Below are 24,664 nucleotides of genomic sequence, written 5' to 3'. Positions count from 1 at the left end.
AATAGCTGACGGATTTCCGTCAGCTATTTTTTTACCACGGGAGATATTTTTTCCACCAACCCGCCTTTTTCTTCTCTTCACTAACCTTTTCGAACTCTTCCTTATCATCAACGTGATCCATACAATACTCTGTTGGCTCTGTACCTTTTGCGAAATACATTTTCACAGAAATGGGACAATTTTTTGTAGCAATCTTACCGTTTTCAGGATTAACATCGACTGCAACAACATCTGCTGGTTGTTTAAACTCTTGTTTAGGCTGTCCATCTAATCCTTTTTCCATTGTATCGGTCCATATTTTTTTTGCGTATCCTTGTTCTGCTACGTTTGAAATGGATTTAGGTTGATCGTATCCAATCCAAACGCCTGTTACGAGCTGCGGGGTAAATCCAATCATCCAACTATCAGTTTCTGTAGAACCAGACTTTCCAGCATATGTTCTTGATAGTTTTGATAACATCGATTGACCGGTCACAGCGGCATAACTGCTTAGTTTTTTATTAAACATACCTGCCATCATTTCTTCCATCACAAAGGCTTTGCTTTTATCTAGAACTTGTTTACTTTCTAAATGAGCGTCGTATAGCATATTTCCTTCATGATCAACGATGCGCCTTATAAAGATTGGTTTTACTTCTTTCCCGCCGTTTGCAAACATGCTATAAGCATTGACCATTTCAATTGGTTTTACAGGAGATGTGCCGAGAGCAAGAGACGGAACATCTTTTAATGCGCTAGTAATACCGAATTGCTTCGCTGTTTTTGTAAGAATGTCTTCGCCTAAAAATAGATTTGTCTTCACAGCATATACGTTATCAGAAACAGCGAGTGCTTGTGCCATTGTCACAAAGTCGTCTGCATAATAGTTTTTATAATTTTTCGGTTTATATTTGGAAACACCGTCACCTAAAGTGAATACAGTGTATTCGCTTTTTAAGCGCGTAGCAGGGGTGAATCCTCGTTCTAAGGCTGCGTAATATAGGAATGGCTTAAATGTAGAGCCGGGCTGACGAGCGGCTTGTGTAGCTCTGTTAAATTGACTCGTATTATAATCAGTTCCACCAACAAGGGCAGCCACTTCACCCGTTTTTGGATTCATAGAGACGAGGGCAGTTTGGATGTTTGTTGTTTCAGGTATATGATTTTTTACAGCTTGCTCTGCTACAGATTGTAATTTAGGGTCTAGCGTTGTATAAATACGTAAGCCACCTCGCTGTAAGGCTTGCTCATCTAATCCGATATCCCGAAGAAGAGAAGCTTGTACAGCATCTTGGAAATAAGGTGCGACCTCTGCAACTTTTTTCGTATCCAATGAAGCAAAAGTAAGTGTTTCCTTTTTTGCTGAGGTAGCTTGCTGTTTTGTAATATAACCTTGTTCTACCATTTCATCTAGTATGAGAGATTGACGCCCTTTAGCACGCTCCTCTTTTAAAAAGGGAGAGTAGAAGCTAGGTCCTTTCGGAATGCCTGCGAGCATACTAGCTTCTGCTAATGTTAATTCTTTTGCAGTTTTATCGAAATACAGGCGAGAAGCAGCTTCGATTCCGTAAGCACCATGCCCGTAATAAATTGTATTTAAATATCCTTCTAAAATATGATTTTTATTATAGTTCACTTCAAGGCGAACGGTATACATTGCCTCTAATAGTTTACGCTTCCACGTTTTATCATGATCTAAGTATAGGTTACGAGCATACTGTTGTGTAATAGTACTAGCACCTTGTACTTTTGCCATTGCTTTTAAATCGGCAACAATGGCACCAACAATGCGCTTTATATCAAATCCATGATGTTTGTAGAATCGTTGATCTTCAATAGATAGTGTTGCCTCTTTTACATAAGGAGAAATTTCATCAAGAGATACATTATAGCGCTTTTGTGTTTCATTACTTTGTCCTATAACAGTGTCATCATTAGCGTAAAAGACACTCGTTTGCGGCACTGCAACAGGGGGAGGCCCCATAATTTTTGCAGCTATAATGATAATAAAAAAGGAAAAAACGAAAAAAAGAACACAAGAAAACATTACGGTGAAGAAAAGACGTTTATATTTTTTAAGTTTTGGATTCATAGTTTGATCCATCTTTTTCAGCCCCTCATTAATACAAGCATTATTGTATTAGTATTGAGGGTTTTCGTTTATTTTAAACAATGAAATTTTGAAAACAAAAAAGCCCCTTCAATTAAGAAAGGAGCTCAAAGGCACGTGCTGGCCAATCGGTAATGATGACATCTACACCATAGTCAATCATAGTTTGTAAATCTTTATATTCATTAATAGTGTAAGGACGAAAAACGTATCCTTGCCCCTGTGCTAATTGGACAAACTCTTTCGTTAATAATTGAAAGTTTGGATGTAATCCAGTTGCCCCATGTTTTTTTGCTTCAGCAATAGGATCTGCAAGTGGTGTATCGTACAAAATTGCTCTTGGAATTTCTGGAGCAATTTCTGCTAATAATGAAACGGAATCGTGGTTAAATGATGAAAATACAATTTGATTGGATAGATGATATTCACGAACAAGAGCAACAACTTTTTCTTCAATATTTGGATAATGAAGAACATCTGTTTTTAATTCAATGTTAAGTTGTAAATTTGTTGTAGAGAGCCAAATAAATACTTCTCGTAATGTTGGGATTTTCGCCTCATGGAAAGAAGGATCTTTATGGCTACCAGCATCTAAAGCTTGTAATTCCTCTACAGTTTTCTCAGAAACAAGTCCCACGCCATTTGTTGTGCGGTCCACCGTTTCATCATGAATAACAACTAGTTCACCATCTTTTGATAGATGAACATCAAGTTCAATTCCGTGAGCCCCAATGCGTTCAGCCTCTTGGAAGGCAATCATCGTATTTTCTGGGTGTGTTCCTTTTACCCCGCGATGAGCGAAAATAAGTGGTTTATTCATGTGGAAATCTCCTTATCATCTCTTTTCTTTTATTATGAAACTGCTTTGAGAAAAATACAATTCATATGACAAACATTTACAAAAGTATAACAGTTGCACAAAAGTTAACGTTAACGTAAAATGTAATAATCGGTGAAGGGAGGAATACACATGTATAAAATCGATGAAGTAACAAAGCAAGTTGGTTTAACAAAGCGTACACTTCGTTATTATGAGGAAATTGGTTTAATTCATCCCCCAGAACGCAGTGAAGGGAATATTCGCCTGTATACAGACGAGGACATTGCGAGAATTAAAAGGATTGTGGAAGCGAAAGAAGTACTAGGAATTACGCTTCAAGAAATGCAACATTTCTTATCGTTAAAAGAAAGAATGGAACAAAGAAGAAATAGTGAGAATCCGCGTGACCGTGAAGTGATTCAAGAAATTAAAGAGATGCTTGAAAAACAAGTGCAAACGTTAGACGAAAAAATGGAGCAAATGCAGCGTGTTAAGGCAGAGCTAGAGGATAGTTTAAGCCGTGCAGTTACATTTTTAGAGAATACAAAAGGAGAGTAATCAAAATGGAGAGCAAACAAAAATTAGGGAGATTGATTACAGTGGTGGCTACCTTCCTTGCCTTTTCAGGTATAGGAGTAGTCGACCCAATTTTACCAAGTATTGCTGAACAAATTGGTGCTTCGCATTGGCAAGTCGAGATGTTATTTACAGCATATATTTTAACGATGGCAATTATGATGTTACCAGCTGGAATATTTGCATCAAGATTTGGTGATAAACGAATGATGACGATCGGTCTTGCGATTGTAACTGTATTTGCATTTATATGTGGTATATCGCAAACGATTGCTCAATTATCTCTTTTCCGCGCGGGGTGGGGATTAGGAAATGCGATGTTCTTTGCAACGGCGATGACATTATTAATTGCATTAAGTAAAGAAGTTCATGAAGCAGTAGGATTATATGAAGCAGCTATCGGTTTAGGGATGGCAGGTGGCCCATTGTTAGGTGGTATATTAGGTGGACATTCTTGGCGTTACCCATTTTTTGCGACGAGTATTTTAATTTCTTTAGCATTTATTTTAGTTTTCTTTTTTGTAAAAGAACCGGAGCGAAAAGTGAAGCGTAAAGCAGCAGGCGTAGGAGAATTACTTAACCTGGTGAAGTATAAACCGTTTATGCAAGGTGCCATTTCCGGGATGTTATATTACTACGGATTTTTCGTCGTGTTAGCATATTCACCACTTATTATGCATTTATCTGCTATTCAATTAGGATTTTTATTTTGCGGATGGGGATTAGCATTAGCTTACGGATCAGCAATTTTAGCGCATAAGCTAGAAGGTAAATATGAACCAAAAACATTGTTAAAAGGTAGTTTACTTGTATTTGCGATTTTCTTAATTGCACTATTCTTCGTTAAAATCATGTGGTTACAAATCGTGTTAATCGTTCTATCAGGATTAGCATCAGGCTTAAATAACGCGTTATTTACTAGTTATGTAATGGATATTTCACCTTATGAAAGATCTGTTACATCAGGTGTTTATAACTTCGTTCGTTGGTTAGGAGGCGCGATTGCTCCAATTTTATCAGGGGTCATCGGTCATACAGTTTCACCACAAAGTCCGTTTTTAGTCGGTGGAATTGTTGTGTTAGTTGGTTGCGTAATGATCTTAATTCCGATTCGTAAACCGGTAGAAATAGAGACAAAAACCCTTTCTTAAGAAAGGGTTTTCTTTCCTATTACAGAGCAATCCCTTTTCACATATATGTTAGAACCCTCTGACTAAAATATATTTTCGGTATTTTTGTACTTTTAACTATACTTTTTGGATGTTTTGTTTTATTTTTGTTAGGGGACATTAATGATGTCCCTATTATAAATTTGCATTGAAAGGCGTGATTGTACGATGGAACTATGGTTCACTGAAAAACAAACAAAGCATTTTGGAATTACGGCGCGTATTAACCGCACATTACATACGGAGCAAACAGAATTCCAAAAACTTGATATGGTTGAAACGGAAGAGTTCGGAAACATGCTTATTTTAGATGGCATGGTTATGACAACAGAAAAGGACGAGTTCGTTTATCATGAAATGGTAGCGCACGTACCTTTATTTACACATCCAAACCCTGAAAACGTATTAGTAGTAGGCGGTGGCGATGGTGGTGTTATTCGTGAAGTATTAAAACACCCAAGCGTAAAGAAAGCAACTCTTGTTGAAATTGATGGAAAAGTAATTGAGTACTCTAAACAATACTTACCATCAATTGCAGGCGCATTAGATGATGAGCGTGTAGAAGTAAAAGTAGGAGACGGTTTCCTACACATCGCAGAAAGCGAAAATGAATATGACGTAATTATGGTAGATTCTACTGAGCCAGTAGGTCCAGCAGTAAACCTATTTACAAAAGGCTTCTACGCTGGAATTTCAAAAGCGTTAAAAGAAGATGGTATTTTCGTTGCCCAAACGGACAACCCTTGGTTTACACCAGAACTAATTACAACTGTGTTTAAAGACGTAAAAGAGATTTTCCCAATTACTCGTCTATACACAGCAAACATTCCGACGTATCCAAGTGGACTTTGGACGTTCACAATCGGATCTAAAAAACATGATCCATTAGAAGTAAGTGAAGAGCGTTTCCATGAAATCGAAACGAAATATTACACAAAAGAATTACACAATGCAGCATTCGCATTACCGAAATTTGTTGGCGATTTAATTAAGTAAGAGCGTTAAATTGAAATAAATAAAGTGTAAGTAACTCATTTAAGGTGTTTGTCTAGAAGGCTTGAACATGCTAGTTACTTACACTGCTACAAATGAAGTAGTCTTCTTGTGATAACAAGAAGGCCCAGGTAAATCGAGAAAGAGGAGCAATGCGCTCCAAATTTGAGAAATAGTGAAAGGTTGGGATACCTTAAGTTCCACATAAGGAGGAAAAGAATATGCGTTTTGATGAAGCTTATTCAGGTAAAGTATTTATTAAAAGTCATCCAAGTTTTGAAGAGTCAGAGGCAGTTATTTACGGGATGCCTATGGATTGGACAGTAAGTTTCCGTCCAGGATCTCGCTTTGGCCCTGCACGTATTCGTGAAGTATCAATCGGTCTTGAAGAATATAGTCCGTATTTAGATCGTGAACTAGAAGAGGTAAAATATTTTGATGCGGGTGATATCCCATTACCATTTGGGAATCCACAGCGCAGCATAGACATGATTGAAGAATATGTAACAAAACTATTAGATGCCGGTAAGTTTCCACTAGGTCTCGGCGGAGAGCACTTAGTGTCTTGGCCAATTTTTAAGGCAATGGCAAAAAAATATCCGGATTTAGCAATCATCCATATGGATGCTCATACTGACTTACGTGAGTCATATGAGGGAGAGCCTTTATCCCACTCTACACCAATTCGTAAAGTGTGCGATTTAATTGGTCCGGAAAACGTATATTCTTTCGGTATTCGTTCTGGAATGAAGGAAGAATTCGAATGGGCAAAAGAAGTAGGTATGAACTTATATAAATTTGACGTATTAGAACCGTTAAAGGAAGTATTACCGAAACTTGCAGGACGCCCAGTCTATGTCACAATTGACATAGACGTATTAGACCCAGCTCACGCTCCTGGAACAGGAACATTAGAAGCTGGAGGTATCACATCTAAAGAACTATTAGAGTCCATCGTAGCAATTGCAAATTCAAATATAAAAGTAGTCGGAGCAGACTTAGTAGAAGTAGCTCCAGTCTACGATCATAGTGATCAAACACCAATCGCAGCAAGCAAATTCGTGCGGGAAATGCTGCTCGGTTGGGTTAAATAAAAGCGTAGGCAGCTCGCTCAGAATCGCAGGTCATTGGAACGCTCGACCGAGAAGCGCTTTTGGCTTCGAACGAGAGTGTGAAATGGCCGGAGATTCTAGCTGCTGTAGCTGGATAAAATAAAAGCGCAAACGGCTCGCTCAGAATGTGAGGGGGATGGAGCTTCAGACGTAGAGGCGTTTTTTGTCTCGAAGGAAGAAGCGAAGCCACCGATCATTCTAGCCGCTGTAGCTGGATAAAATAAAAGCGCAAGTGGCTCGCTCAGAATGTGAGGGGGATGGAGCTTCAGACGTAGAGGCGTTTTTTGTCTCGAAGGAAGAAGCGAAGCCACCAATCATTCTAGCCGCTGTAGCTGGATAAAGTAAAAGTGAAGCCGACTCAAAAAGTATTTTGAGCCGGCTTCTTTTATTAATAGGTAGGTTATTATTGTCTTATTTAGTAGTTAAGTCGATATCCTTTGTCGAAACGTCGATATATGCGGAGTTGTGTTCAATATAATTTCACTTACCGTCACGCGACATAAAAAAGAGCTATTCTCAAACGATGAGAATAGCTCCCTTTCTTTACGCAACTTTCTCTTCCGAAGTAATTCCGCGAATTTCATCAGCAGAACGGATTGGATATTTGCGGAACACAATAGAACCGACGTATCCAACAATAGTGGTAACGATTCCACATAATACGGCAGCAATCGTTACTTTTATTACATCATTAAATCCGAACAGTACGAGAAGTCCTGGAATTGGTGATGCTGTCCCTGGTGCATTATTAACGAGCTGGAATAGCGACGTAATAATACCGGCAAGCGCACCGCCAACAAAGTTTGTCATATAGATAGGAATTGGATTTGCTGAGACAACATCGGCCTGTGTTAACGGCTCGATTGCCACGGCGATTGTATCTTTCTTTGAACAGATTTTTAGTCGTTTAAAGAAAATGAAGTTCATTGGGGCAGAAGCTGCTACCGCAAGACTACCAATTGCCATTGGTAAACCAGTTAATCCAAGCATTGCAGTTAGTGCCATAGAACTTAATGGAGATGTAGAAATAACTGTTATTAATCCACCAAGCATAATACCCATAATGATAGGACTTTCTGTAGTCGCAACTGAAATCATAGAACCGATTTTACCGAGTGTTGCGTTAACGAGTGGATCCATAAGCATGGCCATTCCACGTGAAATTGGTGCGGCAATACATAGAATTGCTAAAAATTCTACACCAGCTGGTAATTTCTTTTCGAGAAATTTCACGACGAAAGCACAAACGTATCCAGCGAAAAATCCTGGTAAAATACCGAATCCACTAGTAGCTATACCGATTAAAACAGCATATACGGGTGAGACACCGATTGCTAATGCGACTAAAATTGCCGCTGCGACACCGCTCATGCTACCAGAAGCTACTCCTACTGATTGTAAAAAGTCATTATGAAACATTTCTCCACCAATATAACGGTGAAATGCTTCAATAAGAAAACTTGCGATTGCTGCATTAGCTAAAGCGCCCATTGCTTTCATTCCGTAAGGCGCACGGTAACTGAAAAGTGTAAATAGACAAAGTACAACAAGTAATAGTGCTAAACCTTGCAAGATAGCCATTTGAAAATTGTCTCCTTTGATTTTTGTAATAAAAATTTGTATCATTCAATAATAATATAAAAGTTTGTTAAACGGAAAAATTTTTTATTGGGAAATTGCTGTAAGGTGAAAAACTCTTACAATAATGTAAGGAAAGTGTAAGGCATTTCGATAGAGTATAGTATGCCTTTTTTCGTATAATACAGGTATAGACATACGGCTAGTGAGAAAGCAGTGCAAACAGGAGGCGCATTTATGAAATTGGTAATTAAAGTTTTAGCTGTGTTCGCCATTATTTTAGGTGGAACAGCATATTATTTAAACACGAAAACAGAAGGTGTGCATGCTTTTGTAGACAACTTCTTTTCAAATAAAGAAATACAAGATTATTATGCTGTTATAGATAAAAGTGAGAAAAAAGACGATGAATATTTGTATACATTTAAAGGGTATACAGAAGATGGAAAGTTACAAGTTATTAAAAGAATGGTGAACCGTGAATTGCATACGGGTGCTTTTATAAAAATTTATGCAAAAGGTATGCAGGGAAAAGGATGGGCTGAAATCTCGAAAGAATCAATCCCGCAAAAAGCGTTGCAAAAAATAGAAAAACCATAAAAGGAGCGAATCGTTCGCTCCTTTTTTAGTGCGTTAAAATGGTGATAGCTGAACTTTCTTTATTAGAAATGATTTTTACCCTTCCGCCAATTGGGAAAGTAAAAATAGGAGTTGTATGTCCGAAACTTGTATTTGCAATGATAGGTATATGTGTAAGTTCAGGCTTTGAAGCAATCATTTCTTGAATGTCTTCTATCGTACATTCTGCTCCTTTTTGCATTCGTCCTATAACAATGCCTTTTACATGTTCAAAGTCAGGTTGATGCATAAGAGAATGTAAATATCGATCAAAAGTTTTTAGGGTAGATTTTCCTGTTAAACTATCCTCTTCAATAAATAAAATTTTGCCCTGTAAGCTTGGCATATATGGTGTACCTTGCAGTAAATTAAATGTGCTCATATTGCCACCAATAATATCTCCTATCGCTTCCCCTTCTTGAATTGAAACATATCCTTCATTTTTAATAAATTCTCGATTTTCTTGATCCATATACCAAGAGTCATCGCTCCAAGTTTCAGCTGGTAGTATTTCAATAGGTTCATGAGAAGTTAAGCACTTTAAAAAGTAATCGGTCGTATAATCGAGCCCTTTCTCCATTCCAAATGAAGAGAAGTGAGGACCTGAATATGTAACTAAGCCTGTTTTAGCATAAATCGCGTTAATTAAAGCGGTAATATCAGAATAACCGCAGAAAATTTTCGGATTTTCTCGAATTAAATCATAATCGAGATGTTTCAATAAACCATTAGAGTTGTATCCGCCAAGTGTCGTCAAAATGGCTTTTACATTAGGATCTCTAAATGCTTCGTGGAGGTCTTGAACTCGTGAAGAAATAGAAGAGGAAGCGAATCGATCTATCTCATCAGCATATTTTGAGAATATAACTTGAAAGCCTATGTCGGTTAATCTTTTTATAGCAAGGTCTCTGTTTTCATTTGAGACAATACTTAAACTACAAGATGGTGAAATAACCCTTATTTCATCACCTTTTTTTAATTTTGTTGGTAGCACCAAATTCACCCCTCAAAATGAAAGAATATTTAGATTTAAAAAATATTTTAACATATGAAATAAAGTGAAGGTGAATTATTTTTTGAAAAGGAGTTTTCCTGATTTTTCAGCAGACAGACAGAGTCTTTTTTTGATATGATAGGAAAAGTGATTTATTATAAGTAGTATTTAATATCTATAACATTTGAAGGGTGTGCAAGACGTGAAGAAACAACTTGCAGGCTTGCCGGTACACGTTCATTTCGTAACAGAAATCCGTGAAGGGGCGAGGAAGGAAACCGTTGCTTTTGAAGCAAATGGTCAATACTATGTAAAAGGTCAAGGTACATATATAACATTCCAAGAGCCGAACGAACAAGGCGAAGTGAAAACAATTATTAAAATTCAAGATGAACAAGTTCTCATTATGCGTTCAGGTGCTATTTCTATGCGTCAGACGCATGTGAAAGGTGAATGGACAACTGGTACGTATACGAGTGAACTTGGTACGTTTGCATTGCAAACGAAAACTGATAACGTTCTTTTTAAATGGTCGGATGAAAAGAAAAAAGGACAACTCTTCTTAACGTACGCATTGCTTCTAAGTGAACAAGAAGCTGGCAGATATACAATTACACTTAATTTGAAGGAGGCAAAATAATGAATTCTTTAGAACAAGTAAAAGGATTGATTAAAGAAGAAATTCAAGCTGCTGTATTAAAGGCAGAACTAGCGACAGAAGAACAAATTCCAAACGTTGTATTAGAATCTCCAAAAGATAAAACAAATGGTGACTTCTCTACAAATATGGCAATGCAACTTGCACGCGTTGCGAAAAAAGCACCTCGTATGATTGCAGAAGACTTAGTTGCAAACTTCGATAAAGCAAAAGCTTCTATTGAAAAAATTGAAATCGCTGGTCCTGGTTTCATTAACTTCTACATGGATAATAGCTACTTAACAGACTTAATCCCAACAATCGTCAACGCTGGTGAAGCATACGGTGAAACGAATACTGGTAAAGGTGAAAAAGTACAAATTGAGTTCGTATCTGCGAATCCAACAGGTGATCTTCACTTAGGACATGCACGTGGTGCGGCAGTAGGTGACACTTTATGTAACGTATTAGCAAAAGCAGGATATGATGTATCTCGTGAGTACTACATTAATGATGCTGGTAACCAAATTCATAACTTAGCTCTTTCTGTTGAAGCTCGTTACATGCAAGCTTTAGGTTTAGAGAAAGAAATGCCAGAAGACGGTTACCATGGTGCGGACATCATTGGAATCGGTAAACGCTTAGCTGAAGAGTTTGGCGATCGTTATGCAAAAGCTGATGCAGAAGAAAGCTATGAATTCTATCGTTCATACGGTTTAAAATATGAGTTAGCAAAACTTCAAAAAGATTTAGCAAGCTTCCGTGTTAACTTCGATGTGTGGTTCTCAGAAACATCATTATACAAAAACGGAAAAATTGATCAGGCTCTTGCTGTATTAAAAGAGCGTGACGAAATCTTTGAAGAAGGCGGAGCAACTTGGTTCCGTTCAATGACTTACGGTGACGACAAAAACCGTGTATTAATTAAAAATGACGGTTCTTACACATACTTAACGCCAGATATCGCTTATCACCGTGATAAATTAGAGCGTGGTTTCGATAAGCTAATCAACATTTGGGGTGCTGACCACCACGGTTACATTCCTCGTATGAAAGCTGCTATTCAAGCACTAGGTTACGATAAAGAAACACTTGAAGTAGAAATCATCCAAATGGTACAACTGTACCAAAATGGTGAAAAAATGAAAATGAGTAAGCGTACAGGTAAAGCAGTTACACTTCGTGAGCTTATGGAAGAAGTAGGCGTGGACGCAATGCGATACTTCTTTGCAATGCGTAGCGGTGATTCTCATTTAGACTTTGATATGGACTTAGCTGTATCAAAATCTAATGAAAACCCAGTATACTATGCACAATATGCACATGCTCGTGTATGCAGTATCCTTCGTCAAGGTGAAGAGTTAGGATTAGCTACAGGCGGAGACGTGAATTACAAACTTGTTACTTCTGAGAAAGAAGTAGAGTTACTGAAAAAACTTGGTGAATTCCCAGCTGTAGTTGCGGATGCAGCGCAAAAACGTCTGCCACACCGCATTACAAGCTATGCATTTGAATTAGCTGCAGCATTACACAGCTTCTACAATGCAGAAAAAGTATTAAACCAAGATAACTTAGAATTAAGTAAAGCTCGTTACGAATTAATGAAAGCAGTACGCACGACACTTCAAAATGCATTAGCAATCGTAGGAGTATCTGCACCAGAAAAAATGTAATAAAGAAAAGCGGAAGCGGCTCGTTTAGAATAAGAGGTGGATGGAGCTCCTGACAGAGAGGCGCACTTTGCCTCGGAGGAAGGCGCGAAGCCACCGAGTATTCTAGCCGCTGGAGCTGGATAATAAAGAAAAGCGGAGCCGACTGTTTAGTCCCGAAGGCAGAGCTAGACATAAAGAAAAGCGGAGCCGAGTGTTCGTTTTAAATAAAAAGCAATCACATGATGTTGTGATTGCTTTTTTATATGGAATAATAAAAAAAATTATCCAACAAAAGGAGAGCTTGCATCGTCTTATATAAGTGACAGGGGGGTACGATGGAAGAAAAGATGGAGAGATCGAGTATTGGATTTGTTTCATAAAGAAGGGCCTTGTAAGAGGCCCTTCTTCTATTGAATTGTATAAGTAACAGAAAAGCTAACAGGACTGTAGTAAACGAAAGGTGCATGAAATTGAACATACATATTCCCATCTGTTTTTGCGGTAAAAATTCTCCCATAACCATCAGAATAACGTCCGATGAGATTATTATTTGTATCGTAAATGCTGTAACTAGGGGTTTTACTATTAGGATGAATTGTTAGCTCTTGTCCTTTTTTAAGGTAAATTGGTTCTTTTTCAGAGCTACTGCCAGTTTGAATAGAATAAAATTTTGTGAAGTTTTGTTCTTGAGTAGCTGCAGCAGCCTTTGTTTCAGGAATAAAAGCGGTAGCTCCTGTAACACCTGCTAAAGTCAACGCGCCTGCTAGAATAATTTTTTTCATAGTAGAAAAGCCTCCTTATCAGTTGTAATCATTTTCGTTACAGTTAATATTGTATACGATAATGAATAGGAAAAAATATGCTTTTATGCATATATATTTTTTCTCAATAAAAAACCACCGAAGAGATCGATGGTTTTACGTATTATTAAGCCGCTTTTTGTTCTATTTGATTAACAGGTTTTTGGAGTGTGTTATAAACACCAGTTCCGATAACTTCCAATGCCATTTTCATACGTTCAGGCGAAATGTTTTCTAATACATTATCTTGAGGCGTGTGATATACCTTTTCGATATGATAGATTAATGGATTCCAACTATCGACGCCCATCCAAATAAATAGTGCAGAAGGAATACCCACTTCAGCAAATGGTACGTGATCACTAGAGCCAAATTTTCCTTGGAGAACGAGATTATTATTTAATTGTTTACCTGCTTGTAAGGCAGCATCTGTTACAAGGTTTGTTGAGCCATCAGGAGTCATTGCATATAAATTTTTTGCTTTATCATAATTTGTTGCAACCATGTCTGCGTTAAAGACACCTAAAATTCGATCACGTTCCTTTTGGGACAGACTATTAACATAATAATCAGAGCCAAGTAAGCCAGTTTCCTCAGAACCAAAAGCAATAAAACGAATTTCTTTATCAGTTTCTACATTTTGAAAAGCACGAGCTAATTCTAATACTAATCCTGTACCAGAAGCATTGTCATTTGCCCCAGGTGCTCCAACGACACTATCATAGTGTGAACTTACAACAACAGCTTTTTCATTACCTGTGCTATTTTTTGGTTTCTTTTTAGCGATGACATTTAAGGATGTTAAATTAGATTCATGTCTCGCTTTTAGGGAAAGAATTGTTGTCTCTTTTTTAGCGATTTCTTCTTTAAATGCATTTCCTTGAGCATAAGCAAGACCGAAGACAGGGATAGCCTGTTTTTTAGTTAAGCGAGGATTGAAAGTTTGTCCATAGTTTCCGCGTCCGCCAATTAAGCTGTATAAAAGAACACCTTTTGCCCCTTTACTAACAGCATTTTCAACCTGTTTATTATAATCTGCTACTGTTGCACCTCTTTCGAATAAAACAATTTTTCCGTTTACCTCATTTGGAATATCGTCTAATTTTGTACCACCTTGAACAAAGATAAGCGGAGCTGTAACAGCTTCTGTAGAAATTAGTGCATTTGGAGCAGCACCAGCTTGCCAATTACGCTTTGTCCCTAATGGCGATTCGATAAATCCAACGTATTGATCCGGCACTTGAAAGGGCTGATACTCTACTTCATATCCCATTGATTTAAGCTTCATACCAACATAGCGAGAAGCCCATTCTTCTGATTTTGTACCACCTGGACGGGGACCGATTGTTTCGGATAAGAAACGGATATGCTCGATGGCGCGGTTTGCATCAACTTGTTTTGTAATAGGTGGAGTCTGTGTAATTTCTGACGTGGAATCAGCTTTTGCTTGCCCGATTGGAGCTAAGCTAACGGCGAGTGATACAGCAAGCAAGGAGCTTACTATTTTTTGTTTCAGTGATTTTCTCATTTTTTCCTCTCCCATTCTTCTATTCTCTCTGACTGACAAAAGAAGACGGATAACGACTATATCCCGCTATTTTTGGGCAGTAAAACCCCCATCTCAAAATTCAGCTGTAAAGCAAAGAAGTTAAATGGGAGTCGGGCTGCCCGTAAAAGCCTGATTGGTTCAACTAATAATCAATGAGGGATGGACAAAACCCTCACTGATTAAAGTTTCACTTTATCTTACCTTTGTATATCTGAATTTTCAATAAATATATGTTGAGAAATAAAAAACGCTATATGCACATTTGCATATTTTCAGCGGATGTATGTATGCTATCATTTTAAATGAAGGTTCGCTTTCTGTTCTGAAGGCTCCTACATTGCATGAATCTAGTGTACCCAAACTTTAGATTATGTAGGGAAAAGGGACCCGTTATAGGGTTTCTTTTCTTTTGTTTTGTTTCAATCATGTGATGGTAACTATGTTTCCGCATTTCATAATTGTCATCAGTGATATATGTAAGGCATCCATATGAAAATACGAGGCTGTTCAAGAGTTTTCCGTACTTTTGGACAGCCTCACCCCGTTAAAAAGACGATACTTTGTGTAGCGTCTTTTTTGCACAAAAAAACAGCCAATCAACTAATAAATTGATTGGCTGTAAAACATATTATTTATAATGTTTTTTACGTTTTGTGGCTAAAATACTTAACAATCCAGCTAGTAGAAGAACGATACCTGCTGCTTGTGTATGATCTTTTTTATGACCTGTATTTGGAAGTTTTTTATCTATATTTCGATCATCTTGCTGTTTGTTTGTCTGTGTTTCAGGATTTCCTTTTTCTAGTTCCTCGGAAGTTTCTTTTCCTGGTTTCTCCTCTTTATTTGGAGGAGTAATTGGTTTATCATCTCCACCTGGTGAAGATTCGATCTTCTTATTTGAAACTGTAATTTGTAGTGGTGTAGCTTGAGCTTTTTCAATTGTAAAGCTTATCGGTGAAGCATCTAATTGATAGCCTTCAGGAGCCTTTGTTTCCACTAATTGATAATTACCAGGTTTCAAATCATTTACGATTAATTTACCGTGTTGGTCTGTTTTTAGGCCTTCTCGGATTATTTTTCCATCGTGGTCTAAGATATTGAAAATGGCACCTTCAAGTGTTCCACGGTGATCAATATCAACTTTAGTTAACGCAATTGAACCTGTTGTTAAGCTATTTAAAGCTTTAACAGAGGTAACCCCAGATTGTCCCTTCGTAATTGTGAAAGGAATTGGCTTAGCACTTAAATCATAGCCAGTAGGAGCTTTCGTTTCAACGAATTGATAGTCTCCTGGACGTAAATCAGAAACGCTAATTTTCCCATCTTTATCAGTAGTTAAATCAGTACGAACATCATTGCCGCTTTGATCAACGATTTTAAAGATAGCACCTTCAAGAGTAGAGTTGTCAACGTCATCGACTTTAGTTAATTCAACAGCGCCCTTCGTTAAGCTATTTGTAGCTGTAACGAAGACATGTTTTGTTTGACTTCTTTCAATTGTGAACTTAATCGGATCTTCATTTAAGTCATAATGAGTAGGAGCTTTCGTTTCAATAAATTGATAGTCTCCAGGTTGTAAGTCTTTAGCGATGATTTTTCCATCTTTATCGGTAACTAAATTTGTACGAATATCGTTACCGTTCATATCAGTAATTTTAAATACTGCACCTTCAAGTAGTTCTTTCGCATCTAAAGAGTCAACTTTCGTTAATTCCACGCCACCCTTAGTTAAGCTATTTTTAGCAGTAACAGAAATATGAGTTGGCTGGCTTTTCTCGATAGTGAAAGGAATCGGCTTTTTATTTAAATCATAATCTTTTGGAGCTTTCGTTTCTACGAATTGATAATCTCCTGGACGTAAATTAAAAGCAGAAACTTTCCCGTCTTTATCAGTAGTTAAATCCGTGCGAACAACTTTACCTTTCGCATCAATGATGTTAAATACCGCATTAGAAAGTTTTGTGTCTGGATTTATATCATCAACTTTAATTAACTCTACTGCACCTTCAATTAAGCTGTTAGTAGCAGTGACTTGTAGCTTTTCTTTTTGGCTTTTCTTAACTGTAAATTTAATAGGTGTACTATCTAATTTATAATGTTCAGGAGCTTTCGTTTCAATAAACTGATAGTCCCCTGGACGTAAATCAGGAACAGAGATTTTTCCATCTTTAACAGTAGTTAAGTCAGTACGAACATCATTGTTTTTGTCATCAACAATTTTAAATACTGCGCCTTCAAGAGCTGTACCGTCGATATCATCCACTTTAGAAAGCTCTACCGCGCCTTTTGTTAAACTATTTTTAGCAGTAACAGAAATCGGTTCAGCTTGTCCTTTTTCAATTGTGAAAGGAATCGGTTCTTTATTTAAATCGTAGTGTTTCGGGGCATTCGTCTCGATGAATTGATAATCACCAGGACGTAAGTCAGAAACGCTAATTTTACCTTGTGAATTTGTAGTAAGCTTCTCGCGAATTACAGTACCCTTCATATCAACAATGTTAAATACTGCGCCTTCAAGAGTAGTACCATCGACGTCGTCCACTTTAGTAAGGTCCACGCCGCCTTTTGTTAAACTATTTTTCATAGTAACAGTAGCGATATCTTTCTGGCTTTTCTCAACTGTAACTACAATTGGCTTTTTGTCTAAATCATAATGTTTCGGAGCCGTTGTTTCGACAAATTGATACGTACCAGGACGTAAGTTTTCAACAATGATTTTTCCTTCACTGTTCGTTTTTAAATCCGTTTTAAGTACTTTCCCGTTTTGATCTAGCAAATTAAACACAGCATCGGCAAGTTTTGTTTGATCGTTTAAATCATCAACTTTAATTAATTCGATACTACCTTGTTTTAAACTATTTTTAGCAGTTAAAGAAATAGTTTTCTTCTGTCCTTTTTCAATAGTGAAATTGATTGGTGTTTCATCTAAAACGTAATGCTTAGGAGCCTCTGTTTCGATGAATTGGTAATCACCAGGACGTAGGTCGTTAATTTCGATCTTCCCTTTCCCATTTGTAACAAGGTCTTTATGAATTACAGTACCCTTCATATCAACAATGTTAAATACTGCACCTTCAAGGGTAGTGTCATCGATGTTATCCACTTTAGAAAGTTCCACTGCACCTTTTGTTAGAGCATTTTTAGCTGTAACATGAAGAATTTCAGTTTGGCTTTTCTTAATTGTAAATTCGATCGGTTTTTTATTTAAATCGTAATGTTCAGGAGCTATTGTTTCCACGAATTGATACGTACCAGGACGTAGATTTTCAACAACAATTTTTCCTTCATCATTTGTTTTTAAGCCTTCTTCAACTAGTTCTCCGTCTGCATCTAATAAATTAAATACAGCATTAGCGAGCTTTGTATCAGTATCAATATCGTCAATCTTTGTTAATTCCACGCTACCTTTTTTTAACGTGTTTTTACCTGTAACAGTAATAGTTTCTGTTTGACTCTTTTTAATTGTAAATGGAATCGCTGTTTCGTCTAACACATAATGTTCAGGAGCCTGAGTTTCAATAAATTGATAGTCTCCAGGGCGTAAGTCAGAAACCGGAATTTCGCCTTTGTCGTCTGTAACAAGGTTTGTGCGAACATCTTTACCGTCCATATCAACAATTTTAAATACTGCATCTTTCAGCATCGTACGATCGATGTCATCGATTTTTGTTAAAGTGACAGCACCTTTCGTTAAGCTGTTTTTAGCAGTAACGGTAATATTTTCTTTTTGACTTTTTCCGATAGTGAACGGAATAGGGTCTTTGCTTAAGTCATAGTCTTTTGGGGCTTTTACTTCAATAAATTGATAATCTCCTGGACGTAAATCAGAAGCGGTAACTATACCGTTCTCATCAGTCGTTAAGCCTTTGCGAATTACCTTTTTAGTGTCATGAGCGTCAACGATTATAAATTCCGCACCTTCAAGTGTAGTGCCATCAACGTCATCTACTTTTGTTAAAGTGACGCCACCTGTAAGTAAACTATTTTTTACAGTGACAGGGATAGGAAGATCTTTCTTGCTACCTTTTTTAATCGTGAACTTAATAGGTGTTTGATCTAATTTATAATGTGCAGGGGCTTCTGTTTCAATAAATTGATAATCCCCTGGTGCTAAATCAGGAATAACTAGTACTCCATAATCATCTGTTTTTAAATCTTTTGCAATTTCTGTACCGTTTGCGTCTTGTAATTTGAATACCGCACCGGCAAGAGCTATTTTGCTGTCCACATCATCTTCTTTAATTAGTTTAACTTTTCCTTTCGTTAAACTATTTTTAAATGTAAGTGGAAGAAGTTTTTGTTGTCCTTTTTCGATTGTAAATTCAATTGGTTCTACATTTACATCGTAATAAGTTGGAGCCTTTGTTTCGATAAGTTTATAGTTACCAGGACGTAAGTCATCTACAACTAGCATTCCTTTACTATTCGTAACAAGATCCGCACGAACATCTTCATTAGTATCCATATTCACAATTTTAAATACTGCACCTTCAAGTGTTTCCTTTTCATCTGCAGCATTTACTTTTGTTAATTCAATACCGCCTTTTGTTAAGCTGTTTTTAGCAGTAACAGTAGCCGATGTTGCTTGGCTTTCTGTAATCGTAAATTTAATCGGATTTGTATTTTTATCGTAATACTTCGGTGCTGTTACTTCGATAAATTTATAATCGCCAGGGCGTAAGCCAGTAGCGATAGCTTTACCATCCGCACCAGTTTTTACATTTTCGCGAATGACTTTCTTTTCATCATTAGCATCAACAATTTTAAATACAGCACCTTCAAGAACTGTACCGTTGATATCATCAACTTTCGTTAATTCAACATCTCCTGGTTTTAAAGCATTTTCAGCTTTTATAAGTAGAGTTTCTTTCTGACTTCTATCGATTGTAAATTCAATAGGTTCTGCTCGTAAAACGTAATGTTCAGGAGCAGCTGTTTCAATAAATTTATACGTACCAGGACGTAAATTACTAACTTTAAATTCCCCTTTTTTATCGGTAGTTAAGTTAGTGTGAGGGGGAACTTCATTATTATTTGCATCGACAAGTTTGAATACTGCACCTTCTAGCGGCTTTTTCTCACCAAACTCATCAACTTTTAATAATTCTACTTCTCCTGTTTTTAAACTGTTTGTTGCCGTAACAGTAGCTAAAGATTGTTGGCTTTTGTCAATTGTAAACGTAATAGGATCTGTGTTTAACGTATAATCCTGTGGAGCTTTCGTTTCAATAAATTTATATGTGCCAGGCTCTAAGTCTGTAACAGTAACGGTTCCATCTGCGCCAGTTTTTACGTTTTCGCGAACGATTTTCTTTTCATCATTTGCGTCAACAATTTTAAATACAGCACCTGCAAGAGTTGTACCATCGATATCATCAGCTTTTGTTAAAGTGACGCCACCTTTAATGAGATGATTCGTTGCTGTAACAGTAAATGCTTTCTGTTGGCTCTTTTCAATTGTAAATTTAATCGGTTTTTTATCTAGGTTATAATGTTTAGGTGCTTTTTCTTCAACAAATTGATAATCTCCAGGACGTAAATCTTTTGCTTCGATTTGTCCTTGATCATTTGTCGTTAATTTTTCATAGCCGGGGATTTTTTTGTTTTTTCGGTCTCGTACACTAAATACAGCCCCCGCTAAAGTTTCACCATTTTTATCAACCTTTGTTAGTATAGCCGACCCTTTAATTAAATTATTTTTGGCTTCTTTGTCAATTACTGTTGTTTGATCTTTTTCGATTTTAACTTCAATAAGTTGATCATCTAATTCATAATGCTCAGGAGCCTTTGTTTCTTTTAAGTAGTAAGTTCCTGGTTTTAAATTATCTACAGTAATTTGTCCTTTATCATTTGTTGTTAATTTTTTATGTTCAGGAATGACTTGTTTGTTTTGATCCAGTAAAGAGAAAACAGCGTGTTCAAGTTTTTCTTTACTATAACGATCAATTTTCGTAAGAATTACTTTTCCAACAAATTTCTTGTTTGGAAGGGGATGTGTTTTCGTTTCGTTTACTTCTGTATCAAGTTTAACGATTATACCATCCCTTAGTTCCTTACTAATGACATAGCCATCAGGTGCTTCTGTTTCTCTAAGTAGATATTCATCGCGTTTTAAGTTGTTGAACTGAGCGATACCCTTGTCGTCTGTTGTAATTGTTCGAATAATATTTGTACCTGTGCGATCGAATAAAGTAAATACTGCACCAGATAATTTCTTTTCTTTGTCTGCTTCATCGTATTTTTTTATGTGAAGGCTTCCGCGTCCTTTACTAGCAGAACCACCTCCAGATCCAGAAGATACTTTAACTTCAACTACTTTAACATCTTCAGTTTTCGTTAATGTTAAACGATGACCAGTAATCGTCGCTTTATTACTTACCTTTTCATTATGGTCTGCATTAATGAGTGTACGGTATTCTAAAATATAAGCTCGATCAATGGTATGAAGGAATTCAACTTTAAACTGTTGTTTCCCCGTATCGTTGTCTGTTGTTACTTTGAGTTTATAGTCTGTTCCTTCTTTTAATTCATTTGCTGTATCTTTTGTTAAAGTTCCATCTACGGCTACCGTTGTCGGATATAGATGGAAAGACTTTTCATCGAGAATTTGATTATCAGTTGGGTCATCTGTTACGACAGCATTTTCAATAGTTGACTGACTTGCGTTAATAGAAATGCTCCAATCAATATGCTTGTCATTTTGTTTCGCTGTTTTCGTAACACCGCTACCACCATTGGTAATCTCGAATGCGCCATGGATAGTAGTAACAGTTTTCGATCCATCTTTTAAATCGGCATAATTATCGTAGCGTTTATTAATTTGTTCGCCTGCGAGTGAAGTTTTAAAACTAATATAATACGCAGAATTAATTTCGTTTTTAAAATGAACCGTTAATGTATTGTTGTTATCTTTTGTTGGAGTTTCTATCGTATATTCGCTAGATGGAACAGGATCACCTAATTCAAATCCATGTGCACCACCAGTTAATTTCATATGTCGAACTTCAATAGATTCCGGTATTAATTTTTGGTTATCTCTTAATACGTCAACAATAGAAGGATCCTTAATCGTTCTATTATTATAGTTAAATCCAATGTCCCATTTAATTTCTTTCGTTTGGGCATTGTAAGAACCGTATTTAAATCCGTTTCCTTTTGTGTAGCCGTCAGGATTGAATGTATCATCGGATGAACTATTTTTATCGTCCCCATTTATATCTATCCATGATAAATTTGCTGTATTTTTGAATGATTTATTATCCTTCTCTTTGGATAGATTCTCGTAATTAAAGTCTGTTGTGTATGTGATAGTTAAAGTTTTATCCATATTAGACTTGTAAATACCAGCTAGCTTCACTTCGAATCCCTTATCAGTTACATGAAGTGTGTAATCAAGCCCTAATTTAAGTTCATTTGATCCGTCAGTGATCTTGAAACTATTTTCCTGTAACGTTAGACCACCAAAGTCAAATGTATCCTTGATAACAGCATCGTTTAACGCATATTTGTTATCATTTACAACAATTGTCCATTTTGTTGTTTTCGCATTGTAATCTGTATCGCCTGCATTTTTATTATGTTTCTTTATGATGTTTTGTTGTTTTAACGTAACTTTGTTTGTTTTATTCCATTTACCATCTGCAATAATCTTATTTTCGATTTCGCCATCTTTTATGACATCATTCGTAGCTTTCGATGTATAAGTAATCACATAGGCACTATTAATATCTTCAGTAAACTGTAAATCAAATCCCTCATCGGTTTCTTTTACAGTAAAGTTTGTGGCATTGTCACCTGTGACAAGTTTCCCTGTATCATCATAAGAAGCATTTTTTACTACGATAGAATTTTTATCAACTTTATGAGATTTATCCAAAACATCTTTTAAAAGAGCATCAGCTTTTTTAATATCTCTCTGGTCACCGTTATAAGTGATTGTCCATTCGATTGTTTGTGTTTTTGGGTTGTACTTACTATCTTTCTCTAGATGCGTACCACGTGAAACAGTTACAGTTGCATTTGTTGATACACTATCTTGATTATCACTAGATACTTTTGCGCTGTTTATGAAACTAGTAACACTTTCATCTGTAATCTTTGTCGCATATTCAATTTCATATGCTTTATTCGTTTCCTTTTTAAAGGCGATATTTAATTTATCAGAGGATGAAGTAAGTTCATATTCTTCCTTAGGAACTTCTGCACCACGAGTTGTTTTCCCGTTAATATCTACTTCTAAATAATAAACCTTAATAGAACCTTCATTGAGGCTTGCCCCATTTGGAATGTCATCTTGAAAGACGGCATTTGTAAGCTTATCTTTCGTCTTGTTCATTTCTACTTTCCAATTAATTTGATTCGTATTAATTGGTCTATCAGGTACACCTTTTTTATCTATAGATTTTTTTACTTTAGGTTTGAAATCAAGTTCAATAACAACTTCTTTTTCTTTAATAGGGAATGGGATTTGTTTTTCTGTAGTCCCTGTAATTTTTACTTCATTAAACTCCGTACGAATGTTTAAATGCCCAGCTATATCAGGATGATCTTCAACATATTCATTAAAAGTCATCGTTACTTTTCCATCAGGCGTAACAACGAATGATCCAATCGTATGTTCTTTTCCATCTATTAAATCTTGTGTAATGGTATTGTGGACAATAAAGTATTCTGGGAGTTGGAAAGTAAAGTAATCACCTTCTTTGACGTTCAGCGATTTTAAAACTTCCCATGTAAAATTGATTTTGGTAATAGAATCTGGATTTGGACGATTATCCGTATTATTAAATGGCTTACCGTCTTTATCTGTTAATGTGACACCTGTTAAAATATTTTCTGTAATTTGCTTAGGTGATGGATCTGAATTCTCAACAGGTTGCTCTGTTGTGTTATCACCAGGATTCTCCGTAGGTTGCTCTTCCACAGGTTGCTGAGCATCGCCGTTCTTTTGCTCTTCTACAGATCGTTGAGCATCGCTGTTCTTTTGCTCTTCTACAGATCGTTGAGCGTCACCGTTCTTTTGCTCTTCCGCCGGTTGCTCTGCGTCGCCATTCTTTTGCTCTTCCGCCGGTTGCTCTGCGTCGCCATTCTTTTGCTCTTCCGCCGGTTGCTCTGCATCGCGATTCTTTTGTTCTTCCACAGGTTGATCTGCGTCGCCATTCTTTTGCTCTTCCATAGGCTGTTGGGCAGTATCCTTATTCGTAGTAGGTGAAGCTGGATTATCTACTTGAACAGGAACTGAAATAGACTTAGCTGTTGTACCTAGAGGGAACGAGAGTTGAACAGATTTTGCACCAGGTTTTAAATCAGGATTGAATACTGTATCAAAATTGATTTTTCCATTAGCACCTTTGGAATCTTTTACTTGATCGTTAAATACTAGTTTCATTTTGTTATCGTTTGCTGTAACAAAATATTGACCAATAATTTGCTGATCTGCCATTAAATTTCCTTGTTGATTACTTTTAACTTTTAATGTGTTAGGTATTTGGAGCACCGCTGAGTCTGTTTGATGATCTTTTATTGACCAAGCATATTCTAGGTGAATGGTTGATCCTAATTGTATTAAGTTTTTAGGATTTAATGCTTCGTCAATAATATGATTCGTTGCATCTTTCATTTCAACAGTGTCAAATAATGAATTCCCTGTTAATGTTTCCGCTTTTACTTGATTGTATGGAAAACTAGCAAGCTGCGAAAATAGTACGAATACAATTAAACATATATTGAAAAATTTTTTCATTGTGCCTCCTTTATGAATCCTTTTATTGCATAAAAATGCTTTGTGAAGAGATTGTTTGTCATGGATCAATGTGCTTTACGTGATGCCTCCTTTACTACGTATACTCTTTAGGAAAGTGTCCATATTCGATGCTTTGTAACGTAAAATAAAATGTATATTCTAATAATATAGGGAATGAATATACAAATTTCGACAAAAAATGTCGAGTGAAATACTGATAAGGAATGATATCAGACCTTTATAGGGTATGACTGTTTGAGTGGATCTTCATAAAATAGGTGTATGCAAAAAATATGCAGTGAGATGCGTACACTATTTTTTGATTCATGCTCTGC

Annotated in this window: 14 protein-coding genes; 7 read left to right on the top strand and 7 right to left on the bottom strand. The window is 36.6% G+C overall.

What is annotated here, in order from left to right; genetic code table 11:
- Window positions 1–31 precede the first annotated feature (31 nt).
- Window positions 32–2,083, bottom strand: coding sequence for a transglycosylase domain-containing protein (locus MHH66_RS26775; RefSeq protein WP_002131360.1), 2,052 nt, complete (start codon window positions 2,081–2,083; stop codon window positions 32–34).
- Window positions 2,084–2,183: 100 nt separating this feature from the next.
- Window positions 2,184–2,909 carry a glycerophosphodiester phosphodiesterase gene (locus MHH66_RS26770; protein ID WP_078185020.1) on the bottom strand — a complete coding sequence of 242 codons (726 nt, stop codon included), beginning with the start codon at window positions 2,907–2,909 and terminating at the stop codon, window positions 2,184–2,186.
- A 150-nt stretch (window positions 2,910–3,059) separates the two neighbouring features.
- On the opposite strand from MHH66_RS26770, the gene MHH66_RS26765 reads away from it, so the two are divergent.
- The 4 genes from MHH66_RS26765 to speB all read left to right on the top strand — a co-directional run bounded on the left by MHH66_RS26765 (window position 3,060) and on the right by speB (window position 6,741).
- Window positions 3,060–3,467 carry a MerR family transcriptional regulator gene (locus tag MHH66_RS26765; protein ID WP_002016353.1) on the top strand — a complete coding sequence of 136 codons (408 nt, stop codon included), beginning with the start codon at window positions 3,060–3,062 and terminating at the stop codon, window positions 3,465–3,467.
- Between the two features lie 5 nt (window positions 3,468–3,472).
- Window positions 3,473–4,636 carry an MFS transporter gene (locus MHH66_RS26760; RefSeq protein WP_063219242.1) on the top strand — a complete coding sequence of 388 codons (1,164 nt, stop codon included), beginning with the start codon at window positions 3,473–3,475 and terminating at the stop codon, window positions 4,634–4,636.
- A gap of 186 nt (window positions 4,637–4,822) precedes the next feature.
- Window positions 4,823–5,650 carry a polyamine aminopropyltransferase gene (speE, locus tag MHH66_RS26755; RefSeq protein ID WP_000424693.1) on the top strand — a complete coding sequence of 276 codons (828 nt, stop codon included), beginning with the start codon at window positions 4,823–4,825 and terminating at the stop codon, window positions 5,648–5,650.
- Window positions 5,651–5,868: 218 nt separating this feature from the next.
- Window positions 5,869–6,741: an agmatinase gene (gene speB, locus MHH66_RS26750; RefSeq protein ID WP_002016350.1), complete on the top strand. Its 873-nt coding sequence runs from the start codon at window positions 5,869–5,871 to the stop codon at window positions 6,739–6,741.
- A 561-nt stretch (window positions 6,742–7,302) separates the two neighbouring features.
- Here speB and MHH66_RS26745 read toward each other — a convergent pair.
- The gene (locus MHH66_RS26745; protein WP_002016349.1) at window positions 7,303–8,340 is read right to left on the bottom strand and encodes a PTS sugar transporter subunit IIC; all 1,038 of its coding nucleotides are present in this window, start codon (window positions 8,338–8,340) and stop codon (window positions 7,303–7,305) included.
- A 234-nt stretch (window positions 8,341–8,574) separates the two neighbouring features.
- On the opposite strand from MHH66_RS26745, the gene MHH66_RS26740 reads away from it, so the two are divergent.
- Entirely contained in the window at window positions 8,575–8,937 is a 363-nt protein-coding gene (locus tag MHH66_RS26740; protein ID WP_002130097.1) for a YxeA family protein, read from the top strand.
- A gap of 25 nt (window positions 8,938–8,962) precedes the next feature.
- Here the strand turns inward: MHH66_RS26740 and MHH66_RS26735 are convergent, their stop codons facing one another.
- A complete protein-coding gene (locus MHH66_RS26735; protein ID WP_078185023.1) occupies window positions 8,963–9,949 on the bottom strand; it encodes a S66 family peptidase in 987 nt (328 codons plus the stop codon).
- A 202-nt stretch (window positions 9,950–10,151) separates the two neighbouring features.
- Between MHH66_RS26735 and MHH66_RS26730 the strand changes: the two genes are divergently transcribed.
- Complete coding sequence (locus MHH66_RS26730; protein ID WP_002089794.1) at window positions 10,152–10,589, top strand: DUF1934 domain-containing protein; 438 nt, start codon at window positions 10,152–10,154, stop codon at window positions 10,587–10,589.
- Window positions 10,589–12,259, top strand: coding sequence for an arginine--tRNA ligase (argS, locus tag MHH66_RS26725; RefSeq protein WP_002143903.1), 1,671 nt, complete (start codon window positions 10,589–10,591; stop codon window positions 12,257–12,259). The genes MHH66_RS26730 and argS overlap by 1 nt, the downstream gene beginning before the upstream one ends.
- Before the next feature lie 386 nt (window positions 12,260–12,645).
- On the opposite strand, the gene MHH66_RS26720 is transcribed toward argS, so the two are convergent.
- From MHH66_RS26720 to MHH66_RS26710, 3 genes are all read right to left on the bottom strand, one after another.
- Window positions 12,646–13,020: a hypothetical protein gene (locus MHH66_RS26720; RefSeq protein WP_002016341.1), complete on the bottom strand. Its 375-nt coding sequence runs from the start codon at window positions 13,018–13,020 to the stop codon at window positions 12,646–12,648.
- 145 nt (window positions 13,021–13,165) lie between these two features.
- Complete coding sequence (locus tag MHH66_RS26715) at window positions 13,166–14,566, bottom strand: M28 family metallopeptidase (protein WP_078185036.1); 1,401 nt, start codon at window positions 14,564–14,566, stop codon at window positions 13,166–13,168.
- A gap of 649 nt (window positions 14,567–15,215) precedes the next feature.
- Window positions 15,216–24,329 (bottom strand): SpaA isopeptide-forming pilin-related protein, encoded by a 9,114-nt coding sequence (locus MHH66_RS26710; protein WP_078185024.1) that lies wholly within the window; start codon window positions 24,327–24,329, stop codon window positions 15,216–15,218.
- Between the last annotated feature and the right edge of the window lie 335 nt (window positions 24,330–24,664).

Origin of the sequence: Bacillus sp. FSL H8-0492, assembly GCF_038006145.1 — a bacterium.
Classification (GTDB): domain Bacteria; phylum Bacillota; class Bacilli; order Bacillales; family Bacillaceae_G; genus Bacillus_A; species Bacillus_A mycoides.
Note: the sequence above shows the minus strand (reverse complement) of the source record. Positions and strands in the feature narration are given on the sequence as shown.

What these genes read in the sequence shown, in the direction of transcription:
- MHH66_RS26745 (WP_002016349.1), bottom strand. Translation starts at nt 8,340, where the DNA reads ATGGCTATCTTGCAAGGTTTAGCACTATTACTTGTTGTACTTTGTCTA.
- MHH66_RS26775 (WP_002131360.1), bottom strand. Translation starts at nt 2,083, where the DNA reads ATGGATCAAACTATGAATCCAAAACTTAAAAAATATAAACGTCTTTTC.
- argS (WP_002143903.1), top strand. Translation starts at nt 10,589, where the DNA reads ATGAATTCTTTAGAACAAGTAAAAGGATTGATTAAAGAAGAAATTCAA.
- speB (WP_002016350.1), top strand. Translation starts at nt 5,869, where the DNA reads ATGCGTTTTGATGAAGCTTATTCAGGTAAAGTATTTATTAAAAGTCAT.
- MHH66_RS26720 (WP_002016341.1), bottom strand. Translation starts at nt 13,020, where the DNA reads ATGAAAAAAATTATTCTAGCAGGCGCGTTGACTTTAGCAGGTGTTACA.
- MHH66_RS26765 (WP_002016353.1), top strand. Translation starts at nt 3,060, where the DNA reads ATGTATAAAATCGATGAAGTAACAAAGCAAGTTGGTTTAACAAAGCGT.
- MHH66_RS26710 (WP_078185024.1), bottom strand. Translation starts at nt 24,329, where the DNA reads ATGAAAAAATTTTTCAATATATGTTTAATTGTATTCGTACTATTTTCG.
- speE (WP_000424693.1), top strand. Translation starts at nt 4,823, where the DNA reads ATGGAACTATGGTTCACTGAAAAACAAACAAAGCATTTTGGAATTACG.
- MHH66_RS26715 (WP_078185036.1), bottom strand. Translation starts at nt 14,566, where the DNA reads ATGAGAAAATCACTGAAACAAAAAATAGTAAGCTCCTTGCTTGCTGTA.
- MHH66_RS26740 (WP_002130097.1), top strand. Translation starts at nt 8,575, where the DNA reads ATGAAATTGGTAATTAAAGTTTTAGCTGTGTTCGCCATTATTTTAGGT.
- MHH66_RS26760 (WP_063219242.1), top strand. Translation starts at nt 3,473, where the DNA reads ATGGAGAGCAAACAAAAATTAGGGAGATTGATTACAGTGGTGGCTACC.
- MHH66_RS26770 (WP_078185020.1), bottom strand. Translation starts at nt 2,909, where the DNA reads ATGAATAAACCACTTATTTTCGCTCATCGCGGGGTAAAAGGAACACAC.